Consider the following 17,549-nt stretch of genomic DNA (forward strand, 5'->3'; position numbering starts at 1 on the left):
TACATGTTCAAAATTTTGCTATTATTTAAGGTAGTTGCATGAAAAATACTAAAAGGAATGATAAATCATGTTGCAACTTAATGGCGTTTAACTTACGAAAACACTTTCTTTTAAAACCATGTAGTTTTGTATTACAACACCGCGTGGAAACATGCGTCAAACTCTTTGCCTAAATTCGACTTAAATTCATCGTTTGCATTTAGATCTTCGATAATCTTGCCCTCTTCCATGAGTAGAATTCTTTGACAATATTTTCTTGCGAGTATAAGGTCGTGCGTGATAAACAAAAAGGTTGTGTTATATGTTTTTTGCATATCTAAAAAGAGATTCCATATCTCTTCTTGTAGTTCATAATCAAGCCCAGAAGTAGTCTCATCAAGGATAACAAATAAGGGCTTTATAAGTAGCATTCGTGCGATACATACCCGCTGTGCTTGTCCGCCAGAAAGCATTGCGGGATAATGATAGAGTATGCTTTTTGGCAGGTCTAATTGCTCTAAAATGGGGTATATTTTTTGTAGTTGTGCTGATTTACTTTGAATATTTAAAAGGTAGTTGAGTGGCTCTTGTAAATGCTCTAGGACATTGTATCGTGGGTTAAGAGAGCTTAAGGGGTCTTGGAATAATATTTGTGCTTGTTTGTAAAACTCTTTTTTTTGCTGAAGATTCTCTAAATTTACTGCCTTGCCATTAAAGAGTATTTGCCCACTTTGTGGCTTTTGGAGTTGTGCGATAATCTTTGCTAATGTGCTTTTGCCGCAACCACTAGGTCCTATAAGTGCGATGTTTTCCCCTTGCTTCATTTTAAAACTTACATTATTTAGAATCTGTTTTGTGTGTTTTTTAAAAAAAGTATTATATGTGAAAGTATGATTAATGTTGCAAACTTCTAGTAGCATGATTTTCCTTTTTTATGTGTGAATTATAATAACAAATATAAGTCATTGTTGTGTAATTTAGCATAAATTTTAGGATATAATGCGGGATTTAAAAACAGATAATCAACAGAAATAAGGGCAAATACACTGCATTATATTTGAAAAAATAATTATTAAGGGTTTTTATGCGTCGCTTTATAAATGTTATTGCTTTGGTGTTTGCAGCAGCTTTGTTTTTATTGTGTTTCTATAATGATAAGATAAAAATCACGCAAGAAGTGCTTGATTTATTCCCACAAACAGAGGATAAGCAAATCATTGACATTTATCAAAAGTTTGCAAACTCAAATCATATCCTTGTAGCTATAAAAGGATTTAGTCAAGAATCTAGGGATACGCTAGATGAGTTTTTATTTAAAATAAAAGATGTGCCAAATATAGATAGTGTGATTACTCGCACAAGTGCTTCAGAATCTCTAGAAGATTTTCTCGCACAGGATTATCTCTATACTGCTAGTCCCAAGCCTTTAGATAAGGTGCTTACAAAAGAAGAGATTGAATCGCGTGTGCTAAATGGACTACAATCACTACAATCTCAAATGCTTGAAGAAGAGGTGCTTGATAGTGGATTAATTGATATAGAAAAAATGAGAGATTCTAAAGATATAGAATCTAAACAAAGTGTAGATTCTAATAAAGATTCTAAAAAAGAGAATGTGAAAAATACTCAAAAAGATATAGAATCTAAAATCAATGAAAATAAGGATATTTCACCTTTTTTAAAGGCTCAAAATGATAAAAACATAGAATCTAAAAACAACGCACAATCTTATAATACGGTATTTCACCCAAGTGATCCTTTGCAACTTTTAATATTGCAGACACCAAAGCCCTATATTTTTGTGGCAAAAGATTATGGCTATATGGCTATTGTAACGATGAAAGATGTAAAAAGTGAGAGTGTAAAAGAGACTTTGGAGGGCTTTGCACGCATTGCAACAGAGTATCCAAACATTCGGTATTTTTCACAAAATTTTATGAGTGTAGAAAATCTAGGCTTAATCCTTAATGAAGTCAATTTCTTGCTAAGTTTTGCAACCCTTGCATTTATTACGCTGTATTTTGTGATTATCCGCATTCCACTGCTTACATTAAATACGATTTGCACTCTTATCACTGCAAATATTATCGCCATTTTAGTGGTATCAAGCGTATATCCAAAGGTAACGATTATGGCATTAAGCTTTGGCATGGGGATTAGCAATATTGCTATTGATTACATGATGCATCATAATTTCTTCAATCTCTATGTAGGTGGCAAAAAGGTGTTTAATCGCCCTGTATTTTATGGCTATATTACCACTATTATTGGCTTTAGTGCGTGTTTGTTTATACCATTTCCCCTGCTTTCTCAACTTTCTTTATACGCGATTATTTCGCTTACACTTTGCTATATTAGCTTTGCGTTTATGTATCCAAAGATTGGTTTTAGTAAGCCTAGATTATTCCCCAAACTCGCACAGATTAGATTCCAAAAAGTCTCTAGCTATACATTTTTAGGGCTGTCTTTGTGTGCCTTTGTGTTTGCGTTTATGTTTTTGCGACTTGATTTTGATCTCTCAAAGCTTGATTATCAAAATAAGCGTATGCAGAATGAACGCACATTTTTTACAAACGCACAAAATAATACGACACAGATTTTATTATCAAGTAGTAGTCTTGATAGCCTAATTGCTCTTGCTAGGGATTTGCAGGACTTTTTACATACAAACAATGCAAAGACTTTTATCCCACTCTCACTCTTGCCTACACAAAGTCAAATGGATTTAAATGCTAAATTTATAGAATCTAAGCTTGTAGCAGACAATAAAGCCGCATTATTGCAATCACTCCCGCATTTACGCACAAAAATACTACAAATATTAAATGAAGATTCCATAGATGAAGATATGAGTTTAGAAGATAAAATGGCGTTTATAGATGAGCTATTTGCTATGTTTAAAGAGAGTTATATGCTTGGTGATAAACCACAACTAAGCTTAGAGAATCTCTCTGCTATGGGCTTTAATATTGTTGTGGAAGATAGAGATTCTAAAGCTATTGTAGATTCTATAAAATATAATGCTATTACAGATTTTGGGATAACTAAAGATTCTAATAAAATTACAGAATCTACTGATACAAACATAGAATCTAACAGCACAGCAGAAACTAAAGATTCTACACAATCTAGCACAAAAAGATTCTATTATTTAGCTATCGTAAATAATAGTGATTTAGATTATATTAAAACTTTTTCAAAACAGCTTGAGAATGCAGAATCACTTGAAAGCATAAAAGATTCTAACACCAACATGCAACAGCCAAAAAACACAGAATCTAGCATTGAAATGCGAGGCTTACAGCATATTATGGATAATATCACAGATACGATTTATAAGCCTATGCTTATAGTCCTTGCTATTGCGTTATGTTTAATGATTTGTATGCTTTTTATTACAGCTAGAGAGGCATTTTTAGATTCTGTTGTGTTTGTATTATTTCCACTTGCTTGCACGCTTTGTGTGATAGCAGCACATAGCACGCTAAATATCATGCATCTTTTTGCTTTGCTTATCCTTGTAGTTGTAAGTGTTGATTATGGGATCTATTCTGTAAAAGAAGGGCAGAATCTACGCACAGCCCATGCGATATTCTTTTCAGTTTTAACAACAGGCGTATCATTTGGAATCTTAATCATAAGCAAGACAAAAGCACTCAATTCATTTGGGGAAGTTATCTTTGTAGGTATGCTTTGCATTCTTGCTTTACTTATTTTACATCGTCCATTATATCAAAGTAAGAAATTGTCATAAGAATTTTATTTTTCATATATTATCATTCTAAATGCTGTAAAATATGCTATAATCCCAACTTTATTTTAAGAGTGGGAAGTAACATAATGATGTATAGCAATCTGTCATTGAAATATAAGTTTTTGGCACTAGCACTTGGTTCTTTAATGAGTTTTGCAATCTTTGTTGGTTTTATGCTGCTTGGAAAAGAAGAAATTGCTGAAAGTATGCAAGATAACCTTGATAAAGTCATACAAAAAGAGATAGAAGAAAAGATAAAGTTAGGCACAGATTCTATGGCATCAAGTCTTGGTGCGTTAGTCGCTGGTTTAGATGAAAAAGCACAAATTGAAATCATCGCAAAAGCTATTGAAGATTTTCACTTTGAAAACGATAAGTCTGGCTATTATTTTGCATATAAAGGGCATATCAATGTAGCACACCCAAACAGAAAAGATTTAATCGGGACTTCTTTAGAAAATGCAAAAGATTCTAATGGAGTCTATTATGTGCAAGAACTCTATAAGAATGCAAAGGAAGGCAAGGGAAAATTTGTATATTTCGTATTTTCTAAACCACTACCAGATGGGCGGCTTGGCGAGGCACAAAAGGTTGCGTATTCAGCTATGATACCAAATACAAATGATATATGGATTTCAACTGGTGTATATATTGATACCTTGCAAGACCATACAGGGAAAATATCAAAGCTTATGCTTACCAGTATGCAAGATATTTTATATAGAAATATGTGGCTTTCAGTCGTCATTTTCTTAATTATATTCTGCCCTTCAATTATTATGTTTTATAGTAATTTGATGAAAGGGATACAGGTTTTACAACATAATGTTGTGTCTTTTTTCCGCTATCTTAACCGAGAGATTCCACATATAGATTTTATCCCTTTAAAATCTAAAGATGAGTTAGGTCGTATGGCTCAAACCATTGGCGATAATATACAGCAGACAAATAAATCTTTAGAGCAAGATTCTATACTCGTGCAAGATGTGTTGAATGTTGTAGAAGAAGCAAAAGTTGGGCGATTTGGCAAGCTTGTAGTGTGTAATAGCCTTAATCCGCAAATTAATGAATTAAAAGATGCGATAAATGCTATGTCTTCTACCTTGTTAGAATTGCTAGGCGATGATTTGAAGAAAAGCCAACGCGTATTTACTTCCTATGCAAATAATGATTTTACCGATAGAATCGAGAATGCAAAGGGCTTTGGTGTAGCGATAAATGGACTAGGTGATTCTATCGCACACATGCTAAAGGTATCAGCAAATTACGCCCATGAATTGAGTGAGAAAAACAAAGATTTAGAAAACGCAGTTGAAAATCTCACAGAAAGTGCGCATACGCAAAGTAAATCTCTGCAAAATACAGCAGATCAGATAGAGACTATCACAGAATCTATGCAAAGTGTCTCAAGTCAAACAGATGAAGTCATCAAGCAAAGCGAAGACATTAAGAGTATTATAGGCATTATTAGAGATATAGCTGATCAGACAAATCTACTAGCACTCAATGCTGCTATTGAAGCAGCAAGGGCAGGGGAGCATGGCAGAGGCTTTGCAGTCGTTGCAGATGAGGTGAGAAAACTAGCAGAGAGAACGCAAAAGTCTTTAGGTGAGATTGAAGCAAACACAAATGTCTTAGTCCAAAGCATTAATGATATGGCAGAATCTATAAAGCAGCAAACACAAAATGTAGGTAATATGAATGAGACAATCTCACAATTAGAAAGCATTACAGAACAAAATGTAAGCATTGCAAATCATTCACAAGAAATCTATAATGCAGTAGATTCTATTGCAAATAAGATATTAGAAGATGTGGATAGTAAGAAGTTTTAAGGTGTTTTTATGGTTTTAGAAACTAGCCTAAACTTACCCATTTAAATATACAATCTTAGCACCTAAGCCGCCCATGTTTGGTGGGGCTTGTGTATATCCCCTTATATAATCACAAGAATCTAAAAAGTTTTCCACCATTCTTTTTAAGATTCCGTTGCCTAAGCCATGTACCACAAGCACTTCGCTAAATCTTGCCATAATGGCATGATTTAGAAAATCTTCAAGTAGCATTTGTGCTTCTTCTTTTGTATAGCCGTGCAAATCAAGCCTTGTTGTCGCTTTGATGTCTGCTTCTAGTTTATAGCCCTGATTGTATAAAATATTAGAATCTTGTTTTATTTGCTTTGGGCTTAGTGGCTTTAACTCTATGCCCCTCACGCCTTTTAGTCGCACTCCATTTTGTAATTCTATACTATAAGAATCTTTATGTTGTGCGATGATTTTTGCTATTTTATTTTGATATTGCACTATATCATTTAGGCTATATTTTTGCGTAGATTCTATGTTTATCTTTGGACTTTTTGCTTCATTTTTATGTGCTTTATTGAGAAGTTTATGGATATTTTTCACAATCTCTTGTGTGCCTTGCAAGGTGTTAGTATCAAGCTCTTTTAGATTCTGCAATGCTTTTAGATTCCCGCTTGATTGCTTGGCTAACATTTTTATTTCTTTTATAGCTTCGTTATAGTGTCTTTTTAATGTTAGGCTTTGTTCTTCAAACCTTGCTTTTAGCTTACTTTTTGTGTGTTCTAGCTCTTGTATTTTAGTATCTTGCTCTTTTATTAGGGCTTGAAGTTTTAGTGAATCTTGCTTGTTTTTGGTGATTTGCGTATGCGATTCTTCAATTAATCTTTCTAGCTTGTTTGCTTCATCGCCATGCACTTTTTTGGCTTCATCGATTATTTCTTGTGGGATTCCATACTGCTTTGCACACTCTAGGGCGTAGCTCTTACCTATGCCCTCTATAAAGCTAAAAGTAGGACATGCCCTTTTGTAGTCATAAGTGGCTGCAAGCAGTCTTGTATGGATATTATCCGCCATCAAAGCGGCTAAATGCTTATGATGCGTGGTAACGATTAGCTTTGTGCTATTTGCTAAAAACTTTTCTAAAATCACTTTGTAAAGACTAGCCGCCTCGCTAGAATCTGTGCCTATCTCAATCTCATCAACGCCTAGTATCATATCCTTTTGTGATAATAATGCACTAATTTCTTGTATGCGACCTGAAAATGTAGAAATATCATTATGCGAATCTTGTGGATCTTGGGCGATAATGTGGATATTTTTCATAAAGGGGAGTTGTGATTTAGCCGCATTTATACGCATGGGGATATAAAGCTTTGCACACCATAAGGCACTTAAAATGCTTTTTAAAAGCATAGTCTTACCCCCAGCATTCACACCTGTAATCATTAAAAGATTTGTAGGCATAGATACATTTAAAGGGATAGGATTTTTTAGGCTTGGATGTGCGTATTCATGCAAGGTTATTGAAGTGTTTTTATTGTCTGCAAATACAAACGAGTAGTTAAAATCCTTTGCAAAATGCAGCCTTGCTAACGCCCTATCCATAAAGTCATATTCAGTATTAATGAAACGCAAAAAATGTATATGTTTGCTTAGAATCTTGCTGTATTCCTTTGCTAGATGTAAAAGCCTTTCTTCTATCTTGTCCTGTAAAATGTGAATGTGAGATTCTATAGATTCTAAACTCAAAGGCACAATGTAGAAAAAGCCATGCATTGAGCGACCAATCACTCGTGCATGTAATACATTTGCATAGCCAGCACGCACTAAAAGCGTTGCATTATCTTCAAAAAAGTGGATTTGCTTATCGACCAGATATTCTTGCAAATTGCTTGTATGTAGAATGCTATATAGCCTTTCTTGCTTTTCTTTATGCTTATTTTCAAGGGCTTTATATAGGGTGCTTAGCTCATTATCTGCTTCTTTATTTAAATAGCTTTGTGGTGATGTGCTATTTTGCTTAGAAGTAAATACAAAAAATGCCAACAAAGAAGTAATCTCACTTGGGAAAACAAACTTATTTACATACTCTTTTAAATACTCATTGTCTATATCTTCTCTTTTTGAAAAATCATAGAAAAACTTTATCATACATAAACATTGAAAAATATCATAAAGTCGCAATACCCCACCTTTTGCGAGACTTAGAATCTCATTATTAAGCAAACTCACTTTTGGTAACTTTAAAGATTCTATATTGCTATAAGTATCAAGGGCTTGTATCAGTGCCTTTAGCTTTTCATGTGAGGGGATATGGAGTATATGAGAGAGCGTTTTATCATCGCTAAATAGAATCTCGTTTTCATTTATAAGGGTTTTATTTGTATTTATCTGCCTTGAGAAATAAGCACTAAAAGTGTGTAAAAAATCTTGTAAGCCAAGCTTTGTGAGAGTTTGCTTAAGAAGTTTTAGTGTATTAGAATCTGTTGTGCTTTGGAGATTCTGTATAGTGGCTTTTGTGAGGGCTTTAGGCTTAATTTCTGCTTGTTTTTTCTTTTTACTCATATTTGCTTCTTTTAATCATTGATAAAATCGGAATCATAGGTCGTTACATGCTGCGTGCATGAGAGAATAGGCACATTTAAACCTTTCACATTTGGGTCTTTTGTGGAATCTTTGCCAGAAAATGTGCCTAATTCCTCAAAATACACAAAGCTTGATTTATGCACATGCACTTCTGTGTTGTCCTGCATACAAACAAGTGTTTCATTGTTGTAAAAAGCTTGTTTAAATTCTATAGTTTTTGCTTGTATAATGCTTTGCTTTTGTGCATGGCTAATCACACCACAAGCACAACAAAACGCTATGATTGCAATGCTATATTTAATCCCCTTTTTTACACTCTCTATTTGATATAAAACTACACAAAACAGCACAAAGCTAAACAATACGCTAATAATAATCACAATGAAATCAAATGCATTTTGCACAAAAACCCCTAATTTGACTTAGCTTAGTAAAGGCGAAATTATAGCATTAAAAATAAAATGACTTTTGATTTGGGTTTGATTGGTAACTTATGAGACAATTGGAGTTTGCAAAAAATAGGTAAAATTATTTAAATCCAACGGCATGAGTATATCGCCTCTAAACTCATGCCTTATTACTCAAAATACTTTTAAGCAATTATTCAGAATCCATATACCTTTCATCGCAAAAGCTTTGTGCGTGAATATTACTAAAGGCGTTTTTGAGTGATTTAAATAGATTTGGATTTTTAGATTCTAAATCTTTTAATAACTCTTTATTCGCGGCTCTAGCTTTTGGTCGTTTATCCTCTGGTAGCCAGTTTATAGGGCAGTTACAATCAGGTGCGATATAGATATTATTACTTGCGATAAAGTCTATAATCTGCCTTTCACGCACAAAGATAAGCGGACGGATAACGCCTAGCCCATTTTGTGCCTTGTAGTATGGAGGCATAGAACGCAAAGCACCATTGTAAGTGAGATTCATCATAAAGCTTTCTGCGGCATCATCTAAATGATGTGCCAATGCGATTTTATTAAACCCCCTTTCTAACGCCATGCTGTAAAGCTCACCGCGTCTCATACGCGAACAAAAAGAGCAATAAATCGTGCCTTCTTTCTTGTGATTTTCAAGTATTTTAAATATCTGCGTGCGATTAAGCTCATAAGGGATATTTAGCTTTTTGCAATACTCAAAGATATACTCATACTCACCACCCCTGCCATAATCAATCGTCATAGCAAGAAACTCAAACTTAAAAGGTGCATGTTTTTTCATATATGCAAAAATAGTTGCAAGTAGCATGGAATCTTTACCGCCACTCAACCCAAGCAAGATTTTATCGCCTTCTTTAATGAGATTATATTTTGCATTTGTGCGACCAACGATATTTAGAATCTTTTTGCTAATTGTTGGATTTTCTTTGCTGTCTTTGCGTTTCGTGTTTATTATATGCTGTAAGATTTCTTCGTGCTTAAAAGGGGAGAGTTTATTTACCTGTGGATTGTCTTGTATTTGCCATATTGCTTGTTTTGTTGTTTGCATGTTTAGACTTCTTTATATTGTGATGTAAAAGCTGTAAGTGTAGCATAAAAACATATAGATTTAAGATAGCATATTGCTTTAGCGTGTTTCAATTTGCAAGAATCTTGTATGATAGTATTTTAGAGATTGTGTTATATAATCCCACAAGTTACGCATATTTTACAAACTACACGCAAACTTGCAGAGATATAGACAAAAAGTAGCAGTATAAAAATAAGATTTATTACAGAAATAATCTCTCATTGCTACAAATTTAAGCAATAAAGAATCTCTTTTAAATAAAATTATTCTCCGCTGACATTTTCCTTATTTAAAACTCTTTTCTTGGATCATTTACTCCATAGATAATGCCTGTCTTTGGATCACGCAAAATTGCACTCACGTCACCCATATCCGGTAATTCTGTGATTTTATATCCCATTCTTTTAAGATTATCTTGCACATCTTTTGTCATACCATAAGGCTCAATGCGAATCTCATCTGGCTCCCATTGCATATGGAATCTTGGTGATTCTACCGCTTTTGCTATATCCATTTTATGATCAATCACATTAGAAATCACTTGCAACACAGTGGTAATAATCCTTGCACCACCCGGACTGCCCACTACCATAAATAGCTTACCATCTTTTAGAATGATTGTAGGACTCATTGAACTTAGCGGTCTTTTCCTTGGGACAATCGCATTTGCTTCACCGCCTACTAAGCCATAAAGATTGGCTACACCGGGTTTAATAGAAAAGTCATCCATTTCATTATTAAGTATAAATCCAGCCCCTTCAACCGCTGCTATCGCACCATAACTTGCATTAATAGTATAGGTTACGCTTACAGCATTGCCCCATTTATCTGCTACTGAATAATGTGTAGTGTGATTACCCTCTTTGTGATTTATAGGTTGTCCTACTTTTATAACACCAAGTCCGGGCTTAATATTTTTACTAGGGACTGCCTTGCCCTTTGCATTGAGTATATTTGTGTAGATTTTTTTTGCATACTCTTTTGCTAATAATTTATCAGTTGGCACACTGAAAAAATCTGGATCTGCCATAAATACCGATCTATCAGCATAGGCTTGACGCATTGCTTCAGTCATTAAGGCAATAGACTTTGATGAGCCAAAACCTAGACTAGCTATATCTGCATTTTCCATTGTGTTTAGAATCTGAATGATATGTGTCCCGCCGCTACTTGGTGGAGACATGGAGATAATCTCATAGCCTCTATATGTGCCTGTTACTGGCTTTCGCCATACCACATTATATTGTGCTAAATCTTCTTTAGAGATTATACCGCCATTATTTTGCATATCAGCAACGATCAATTCTGCAATTTTCCCTTGATAAAACGCACTCTCACCCTCTTTTTGTATAAGTCTCAAGGTCTTTGCCAAATCTTTTTGCACGAGTGTATCCCCACCTTGATAAAGTGAGCCATCTTTCTTTAAAAAGTATTTTCTCGTGCTTGCAAATTTAGCTAAATCATCTTTTACTTCAAGCATGGTTTCAGCCTGTCTATCAGTAATCACAAAGCCATTTTCAGCTAAATCGATAGCAGGTTGCATGAGTTCGCCAAGCGGCTTTGTGCCATATTTATCAAGCATAGCACTCATACCTTTAACAGTGCCGGGCACTCCCGCAGCTAAATATCCAAGTGTTGAAGCATTTGGAATCACATTGCCCTTATTATCCAAATACATATCTCTTGTGGCTTTTAACGGGGCTTTTTCTCTAAAATCAAGTGTAATATTCTCACCATTTGCAAGGTGAATGACAGCAAAGCCACCACCACCGATGTTTCCGGCAGCAGGATGGACTACCGCTAAAGCATAGCCAACTGCTACCGCCGCATCAATCGCATTTCCGCCATTATCAAGCACAGCTTTTCCTATCGCAGTAGCATAAGGGCTACTCGTCATCGCAAGTCCTGTGCCTGTTGTATCTCGTGTTGGAGGATAACTCGCTGCAAACACAGCACTCACGCTTAAAAACCCTGTCATCACAAGAGATTTTAGCGGTGTTACACCTAAACTTTTATGAATGTTAAAACCCATAGTTTCTTCCTTATGTAAAATTGTGCTTCATTATTTCATTAAAATGTAAATAAGCAAAATAGCATTATCAAATTATGACAAGCGGTTTAGTTTGCAATTATACAAAATGTTACATTATTACCAGTTGTGGTTAAGGTATAGGGCTATTTGTCTATAAATGATATTTTGATAAAAAATACACAATATCCGCAAGATTCCGATACATATACAAATTATTGCCGATTTTTTGCTAGAATATGTCTTTTATTTTTCATATAGATTTAAGGGGAGATTATGCGAGATTCCATAATATGCGCAAATAGAGTGGATAAATTTAGAAAATATAGAAAGTCTGTGTTGTGTGGGGCTTTGTTTGCAAGTGCGTTTAGTGTAGTAGAGGCTATGGAGTTTGGCACAATGGGGAATGTCTCTGCATCTATGGGTGGGGCTGGAGTAGCTTTGAAAAGTCCTTTTGCTTTGTATTATAATCCGGCATTGCTTGCTTCAGATTCTAAAATGCGTATAGGTTATAGCATAGGTGTCGGCTTATCGCAATCAAATCTAGATAAGCTTACGAATCTAAACTTTGTCAAAATGGTAGAATCTCTTACAAGTCTTGGCAGTCAAATGGGTGGCGGTAGTAAAGCTATCACAAAGACAACTCGATCTGCTGTGCCTGCACTAATGGCAGGTGCGATGCCGTTTGCGGCAAATGGTGGAGCAAGGGCTGCAAGTAATTTAACTGACGCATTGGAAGAAGCTTTAAAGGCTAGTGGTGCTACAGGAAGTGATTTAGAATCCTTATGGAACAGCTATGAGCAGAGTCATCAAGGTAGCACAGATCATTCACAACTGATTGGGAATCTACAAACTTCTGTAAATAATTCCAATATGACTCAAGAGCAAAAAGATATGTTTAACGACTTTGCTGGATCAGTGGATTGGAGCGACTTTGATGTATCTAATGGCAAAATCACAAGCATGACTATTAAGTCTGGTAGTAATGGTGCATTAGACGCTGCTATGAAAGATTTAGACACTCTTTTTGAAGTCTTAAAAAATAACAACATGAATGTAATCAGTCAAAGCGGTATAGTCTTTCAACTCTCTAGTGAGACCATGCAAGAGAAGTTTGGTAGCCTTGCAGTAGGGCTATTTAATACTACACAAGCTGGAGTATCGCTTGTTGGCGATAAGAGTCGCATGCGGCTTATATTTGGTGATCCAACTGATGGATATTATGAGCTTGTTGTAAAATCCGGTGGATACACACTTAAGCAAGCTACTGCGGAGGATTATAATAAATTTTCTATCCTACAATCTGTTGAAAAGGGTGATGCGCATAAAGTCGTAAGCTCTGTGTTTAATCTCACAGAATTACCCGTGGGCTATGCGTATAGATTTAACTTTGACAATTCGGAGTTAAGCATAGGCGTAGCTGGTAAGCTTATGCTTGGGGCGAGTCTGTATCATGAGCAGTTTCTTGGCTCAAACCTGCAGTTTAATACAAACTTTGCTTCAAACATACAATACAACACTACTTTTGGGATAGATTTAGGCACATATTATGGCTACAATATAGGAGATTCTGGGCAGTTTGGCGTAGGTTTTGTAGCAAAAAATATCAATACGCCAACTTTCAGATTCGATACTGCACCAACTATTAGTATAAAACCACAATATAGGGCAGGTATAGCCTACAATGGCAAAAGATTCTCACTTGCATTTGACGCTGATGTATTGCCAAACGAAGTGCTAACTTATAGTCAATATGGTTTGTATTCTCAAATGATAGGTGGCGGTTTTAAACTTGATTATAGATTTGTAGATGTGAGAGGTGGTGTCGCCTATGATTTACGAAGAGACACTGGGGCTATACTTACTGCTGGTGTGAATATCTTAGGACTTATTGATATCGCTGCAGAAGTTGGCACAACATGGGTTGATTACTTTGGGACTACTGCGCCAAAATATGCTAATGTAAGAGTGGGTGGCAGCTTTAGCTGGTAAATATAAAGAGCTAATGAGTATATAACCTGTATTTCTCTATATGATTTGTCCGTTAAAGTCTAATGCTTTTGTATTCATTGTTGCTTGTGGTGTCAAATCATTTGTGCGGAGTTTGGGTTGTATCAACTTTTTGTGTAATTTTGCCATTTATTGTATTTTTATGGTTTATAAGAGCAAAAAGCTATCTAACACAACTCATAGCAGCGCTTCCATTATCGAATCTTTTTTATCCTATTATGCCCTATTTTTAGAATCATGCTGCTTTTTGTGGCAAAAATGCCGCGTTTATCAAGCGCAATAATATCACTTACACTCTCTGCAAACTCCATGGAAAAATCACCATTTGTGGGGTTTGCTGATGATGAATAAAGCCATTTAAAGCCTTGTAAAAAGTCATTATGTAAGTTATTCTTTATCATTCTAAAGCTACTTCCATTTGGCAGTATAAATGAAGTTTTTTTAGCCCTTCTTATCATATTTCGCATAGAAGTGGGTGTGCGGTGTGGGATAGAATCTAGCTTTGCTATCTCTTTTAAAAGCGGTTTGTTGAGATTTGCACCCTTTTTTTGATTAATGATTCTAGAATCTTTTGATAATAGTCCTATGGTGGTATCTGTCTGGGCAAGTATAACTTCATTGTTGAGTGAATCTAGGCTTAAAGGCATAAGATTTATGGGGCATGTTTTAGACATGTTGTATCTTATTGTATCTTAGCAAAGTATGAGAGTAAGTCTAGAAAGTTTGGAAAAGAAGTTTGGATACATTCAGTATCTAATATCTTACCGCCGCACATACAAGCAGCGATAGCAAAACTCATAGCAATGCGATGATCACCTTTAGAATCTACCACGCCTTTTTGAAGTGTGCCGCCTATAATATCAAAGCCATCATCATATTCTACGCATTGTATCCCAAAGCTTTTTAAGCCTTGTGCGACAACAGAGATTCTATCACTCTCTTTTACGCGTAATTCTGCGGCGTTGCGTATCCTTGAAGTCCCTTTTGCAACACTACAAGCAATGCTTAGGGCGGGTATCTCATCAATTAACCATGCGATATTTTCTGTAATATCAACTGCCTTTAGTTCCGCGCTAGAGATTGTAATATCTGCTATTTTTTCAAAATCATTTCTTTCATTTTCATAGCGTATTTTTGCGCCCATTTTTTCTAGAATCTTAAATGCTTCAATGCGTGTTTTATTCATCATTACACGCCTTAGCGTGATTGAAGTCTCTGGCATAATACAAGCAAGCACAGCAAAGAAAAATGCTGATGAAGGATCATTTGGGATTGATATATCAAAGGCTTTTAGCAGCTTATTTTTCATATCAAAAGCACCAAAGGGTGTGATATGTAATTTATCATCTTTTTGTTGTAAATATGGATTTTTCTGCAGGGCATATAGCATATTTTCTGTATGATCTCTACTTAACTCACATTCACTAAAGATTGATTTTTCACTGCCTTGTAATGCGGCTAGTATCAATGCGCTTTTTACTTGAGCTGAAGCGATTTGTGAATGATATGTGAATCCTTGTAATTTGTTTTTGCTTGGGATAACACAGAGTGGGGCAACTTCTTTTACGCCATCTTTAGTCTTAATTATGCGTGAAGTAATATTTGCCCCGATTGAGCGAAGTGGCTTAAGGATTCTCCCCATTGGACGAGCATGTAAATATATGTCTCCACATAGCACCGCATAGAGATTTGCCCCTGCTAATAAGCCTGTGAAAAGTCGCATAGAAGTCCCAGAATTACCACAATATAAAATATCATTTGGGGTTTGTAGCCCCTTTTTTGGTGGGGTGAGTAGCAGGTCCCCATTTTTTTCAAATTTTGCCTTAAGTCCTAGATTCTGTGCGATAGTAAGGCTTCTTTGCGTATCTTCTGCGCGTAAAAAGTGCTTTACTCTACATGTAGAATCTGCAAAGAGACTAAACATGCAAACACGATGGGATAGGGATTTATCACTTGCTAAAATGTCTAAGTCTGCTCGTATTTCTTGCTGTATTGGCGAAATTTCTAGATCCATAATATTCCTTGATAAAACCTATAACTTACATAAGTGAAAATAGTAGTATAGCTTAGCATAGAGACAATAGATTCTAAACGCATTATATAAACCATCTTGCCTTTATAATAAGCTAATAGACAACACTAAGCAATAGGGCTTAGTGTGGATTTATAGTTAGAGAGTAGGCTTAGTGTAAAATGCTTGAAAGATTCTATACAAACTACAACATAATCAAATTATTAAAGATTACCAGTTTGCATTCGTGCAAGATTCTTTATCACCTAAATCACACGCTTTCTTGTAATACTCTTGGGCTAGTGTTGTATTCTCACTCACACCTTTTGCGTTGCGATACATATAGCCTAAAGCCGTGCATGCTTTTGCTTCTTTTTCATCACATAGCTTTTTATATGATTCTATAGCCTTTGCATAGTCGCCATCATTATATGCCTTATTTGCTTCATCAAGAGTTGCTGCAAACATAGAAGTAGCACAAAATCCTAACATTGCCATAACGCAGATAAATTTACGCATATCAAATCCTTTACAATAAAATAAGTATGAATTGTAATGTAAAATTTCACATTTTTTACTTTTTTTGCAAGTTTTGCATAATATTTTATAGAATCTTTTTATTTTGGCTTTATAAGAGATAACATTGACATAGCATATAGCAATAATGCAACATATAAAAATAAATCTATAATACCATAACGCTGCACGATAGGCTGTGAGAAAAATGGCGATACAAACTGCCCAAAACAAGCCGTAGCACTCAAGATTCCAATGGCTTTACCAATGTGTTCTTTTGGGACTATTGAAAGCAGAAATGAAGAGTTATTAACAATGATTGCCCCGCCGCCAATGCCAACTAAAAGTAGTCCCAGCACCACCGCATAAATATTATGCAATACATAAATGAGTAAAAATCCACTCCCCATACATAAGAATCCAACGATATAAATCCCTTTAACAGATAAAAAGTTGCGTATGCGTGGATAAAAAAGCGATGAAGTGCCATACGCAAAGGCAGATGCAGAGATACAGAATCCCACAAGCATTTCACTATGTCCTAGATTCTGTGTGATGAGATAGGGAATCTGCGTTGGTGAAGTGTAGTAAGCAATCATAATAACAAAGCCAAAGAAATAGCAAGGCAGTATAGATATAATTTTAAATTCCTTGCTAGAAGTCTCTACATGTGCGACTTTCTTAAGAGGGCGAGGCTCAAAAAGTGTGGTAGCAACAAAAAGCATTAAAAAGATTCCAAGTCCATACACATAGAATGGATAATGCCAATCAAAATGGGCTAAAATCCCCCCAAGCGACATAAATAACGCACTCCCACAAGCAGTAGCAAAGCCTTGCAATCCAAGAGCTTTTTGCCGCTCTTCCCCTACATAATAATCTGCTACTAAAGCACTTGCAGCTGTCATAACAAATGCGGTTGAAATGCCAAAAAGCGCCCTTGTAAATAAAATCCAATAGATATTATCCCAAAACGCACCAATGACACCACTCACACTCCATAAAAACATAGAGGCAATAAGAAACTTTAAACGACCAAACTTATCAATTAAAACCCCACTTAAAGGCGAAAATAGCATGATAAACAAAGCAGGTAAAGTCAGCACAAGTTTTGAAAGTGTCTCAATATGTGGAATATGTGCGAAGTGATTCTCAATAGCAGGTATTGAAGTAGCAATGATAGTCCCACCTAGCACCGTCATAGATGTGCTTGAAAAGAGAGCAAACATAAAAGTTGGACGATGTGTAATGGTGTATAATTTCTGTTCAAGTCTATTTTGTGGAATCTCTGGCATATAAACTCCAAATCCTTAAATCTTTAAGCTATATTGAGAATTGCTACTTGTAATACCTTTA

General features: G+C 35.4%; 12 protein-coding genes. 3 read left to right on the top strand and 9 right to left on the bottom strand.

Going from position 1 to position 17,549, the window contains the following annotated elements:
• Positions 1-131: 131 nt before the first annotated feature.
• Positions 132-899 carry a dipeptide/oligopeptide/nickel ABC transporter ATP-binding protein gene (locus C6H17_RS02425; RefSeq protein WP_005219754.1) on the bottom strand — a complete coding sequence of 256 codons (768 nt, stop codon included), beginning with the start codon at positions 897-899 and terminating at the stop codon, positions 132-134.
• 164 nt (positions 900-1,063) lie between these two features.
• On the opposite strand from C6H17_RS02425, the gene C6H17_RS02430 reads away from it, so the two are divergent.
• Both C6H17_RS02430 and C6H17_RS02435 read left to right on the top strand, forming a co-directional pair.
• On the top strand, positions 1,064-3,733 hold the full coding sequence (locus C6H17_RS02430) for a hypothetical protein (protein WP_005219755.1): 2,670 nt from the start codon (positions 1,064-1,066) through the stop codon (positions 3,731-3,733).
• 86 nt (positions 3,734-3,819) lie between these two features.
• On the top strand, positions 3,820-5,568 hold the full coding sequence (locus tag C6H17_RS02435; RefSeq protein WP_005219756.1) for a methyl-accepting chemotaxis protein: 1,749 nt from the start codon (positions 3,820-3,822) through the stop codon (positions 5,566-5,568).
• A gap of 33 nt (positions 5,569-5,601) precedes the next feature.
• Here C6H17_RS02435 and C6H17_RS02440 read toward each other — a convergent pair whose 3' ends face one another.
• The 4 genes from C6H17_RS02440 to ggt all read right to left on the bottom strand — a co-directional run bounded on the left by C6H17_RS02440 (position 5,602) and on the right by ggt (position 11,608).
• Complete coding sequence (locus C6H17_RS02440; RefSeq protein ID WP_005219757.1) at positions 5,602-8,100, bottom strand: endonuclease MutS2; 2,499 nt, start codon at positions 8,098-8,100, stop codon at positions 5,602-5,604.
• Positions 8,101-8,111: 11 nt separating this feature from the next.
• Positions 8,112-8,525 (bottom strand): hypothetical protein, encoded by a 414-nt coding sequence (locus C6H17_RS02445; protein WP_005219758.1) that lies wholly within the window; start codon positions 8,523-8,525, stop codon positions 8,112-8,114.
• Between the two features lie 196 nt (positions 8,526-8,721).
• Positions 8,722-9,609 carry a tRNA 2-thiocytidine biosynthesis TtcA family protein gene (locus tag C6H17_RS02450; protein WP_005219759.1) on the bottom strand — a complete coding sequence of 296 codons (888 nt, stop codon included), beginning with the start codon at positions 9,607-9,609 and terminating at the stop codon, positions 8,722-8,724.
• Positions 9,610-9,919: 310 nt separating this feature from the next.
• Positions 9,920-11,608, bottom strand: a complete 1,689-nt coding sequence (ggt, locus tag C6H17_RS02455) for a gamma-glutamyltransferase (RefSeq protein ID WP_005219760.1) — start codon at positions 11,606-11,608, stop codon at positions 9,920-9,922.
• Positions 11,609-11,935: 327 nt separating this feature from the next.
• On the opposite strand from ggt, the gene traF reads away from it, so the two are divergent.
• Complete coding sequence (gene traF / locus C6H17_RS02460) at positions 11,936-13,651, top strand: conjugal transfer protein TraF (protein WP_020995961.1); 1,716 nt, start codon at positions 11,936-11,938, stop codon at positions 13,649-13,651.
• Positions 13,652-13,863: 212 nt separating this feature from the next.
• Here the strand turns inward: traF and C6H17_RS02465 are convergent, their stop codons facing one another.
• The 4 genes from C6H17_RS02465 to C6H17_RS02480 form a co-directional block, all read right to left on the bottom strand.
• On the bottom strand, positions 13,864-14,343 hold the full coding sequence (locus C6H17_RS02465; protein WP_223808382.1) for a hypothetical protein: 480 nt from the start codon (positions 14,341-14,343) through the stop codon (positions 13,864-13,866).
• 8 nt (positions 14,344-14,351) lie between these two features.
• Positions 14,352-15,683, bottom strand: a complete 1,332-nt coding sequence (gene aroA / locus C6H17_RS02470) for a 3-phosphoshikimate 1-carboxyvinyltransferase (protein ID WP_005219763.1) — start codon at positions 15,681-15,683, stop codon at positions 14,352-14,354.
• A 228-nt stretch (positions 15,684-15,911) separates the two neighbouring features.
• The gene (locus C6H17_RS02475) at positions 15,912-16,199 is read right to left on the bottom strand and encodes a sel1 repeat family protein (protein WP_005219764.1); all 288 of its coding nucleotides are present in this window, start codon (positions 16,197-16,199) and stop codon (positions 15,912-15,914) included.
• Positions 16,200-16,297: 98 nt separating this feature from the next.
• Positions 16,298-17,488, bottom strand: a complete 1,191-nt coding sequence (locus C6H17_RS02480) for an MFS transporter (protein WP_004086893.1) — start codon at positions 17,486-17,488, stop codon at positions 16,298-16,300.
• Between the last annotated feature and the right edge of the window lie 61 nt (positions 17,489-17,549).

Origin of the sequence: Helicobacter rappini, from assembly GCF_900198625.1 — a bacterium.
GTDB lineage: Bacteria > Campylobacterota > Campylobacteria > Campylobacterales > Helicobacteraceae > Helicobacter_A > Helicobacter_A rappini.

Coding starts and splice junctions, on each gene's coding strand:
- C6H17_RS02480 (WP_004086893.1), bottom strand. CDS start 17,488: ATGCCAGAGATTCCACAAAATAGACTTGAACAGAAATTATACACCATT.
- C6H17_RS02450 (WP_005219759.1), bottom strand. CDS start 9,609: ATGCAAACAACAAAACAAGCAATATGGCAAATACAAGACAATCCACAG.
- C6H17_RS02435 (WP_005219756.1), top strand. CDS start 3,820: ATGATGTATAGCAATCTGTCATTGAAATATAAGTTTTTGGCACTAGCA.
- traF (WP_020995961.1), top strand. CDS start 11,936: ATGCGAGATTCCATAATATGCGCAAATAGAGTGGATAAATTTAGAAAA.
- C6H17_RS02430 (WP_005219755.1), top strand. CDS start 1,064: ATGCGTCGCTTTATAAATGTTATTGCTTTGGTGTTTGCAGCAGCTTTG.
- C6H17_RS02475 (WP_005219764.1), bottom strand. CDS start 16,199: ATGCGTAAATTTATCTGCGTTATGGCAATGTTAGGATTTTGTGCTACT.
- C6H17_RS02425 (WP_005219754.1), bottom strand. CDS start 899: ATGCTACTAGAAGTTTGCAACATTAATCATACTTTCACATATAATACT.
- ggt (WP_005219760.1), bottom strand. CDS start 11,608: ATGACAGGGTTTTTAAGCGTGAGTGCTGTGTTTGCAGCGAGTTATCCT.
- C6H17_RS02440 (WP_005219757.1), bottom strand. CDS start 8,100: ATGAGTAAAAAGAAAAAACAAGCAGAAATTAAGCCTAAAGCCCTCACA.
- C6H17_RS02465 (WP_223808382.1), bottom strand. CDS start 14,343: ATGTCTAAAACATGCCCCATAAATCTTATGCCTTTAAGCCTAGATTCA.
- aroA (WP_005219763.1), bottom strand. CDS start 15,683: ATGGATCTAGAAATTTCGCCAATACAGCAAGAAATACGAGCAGACTTA.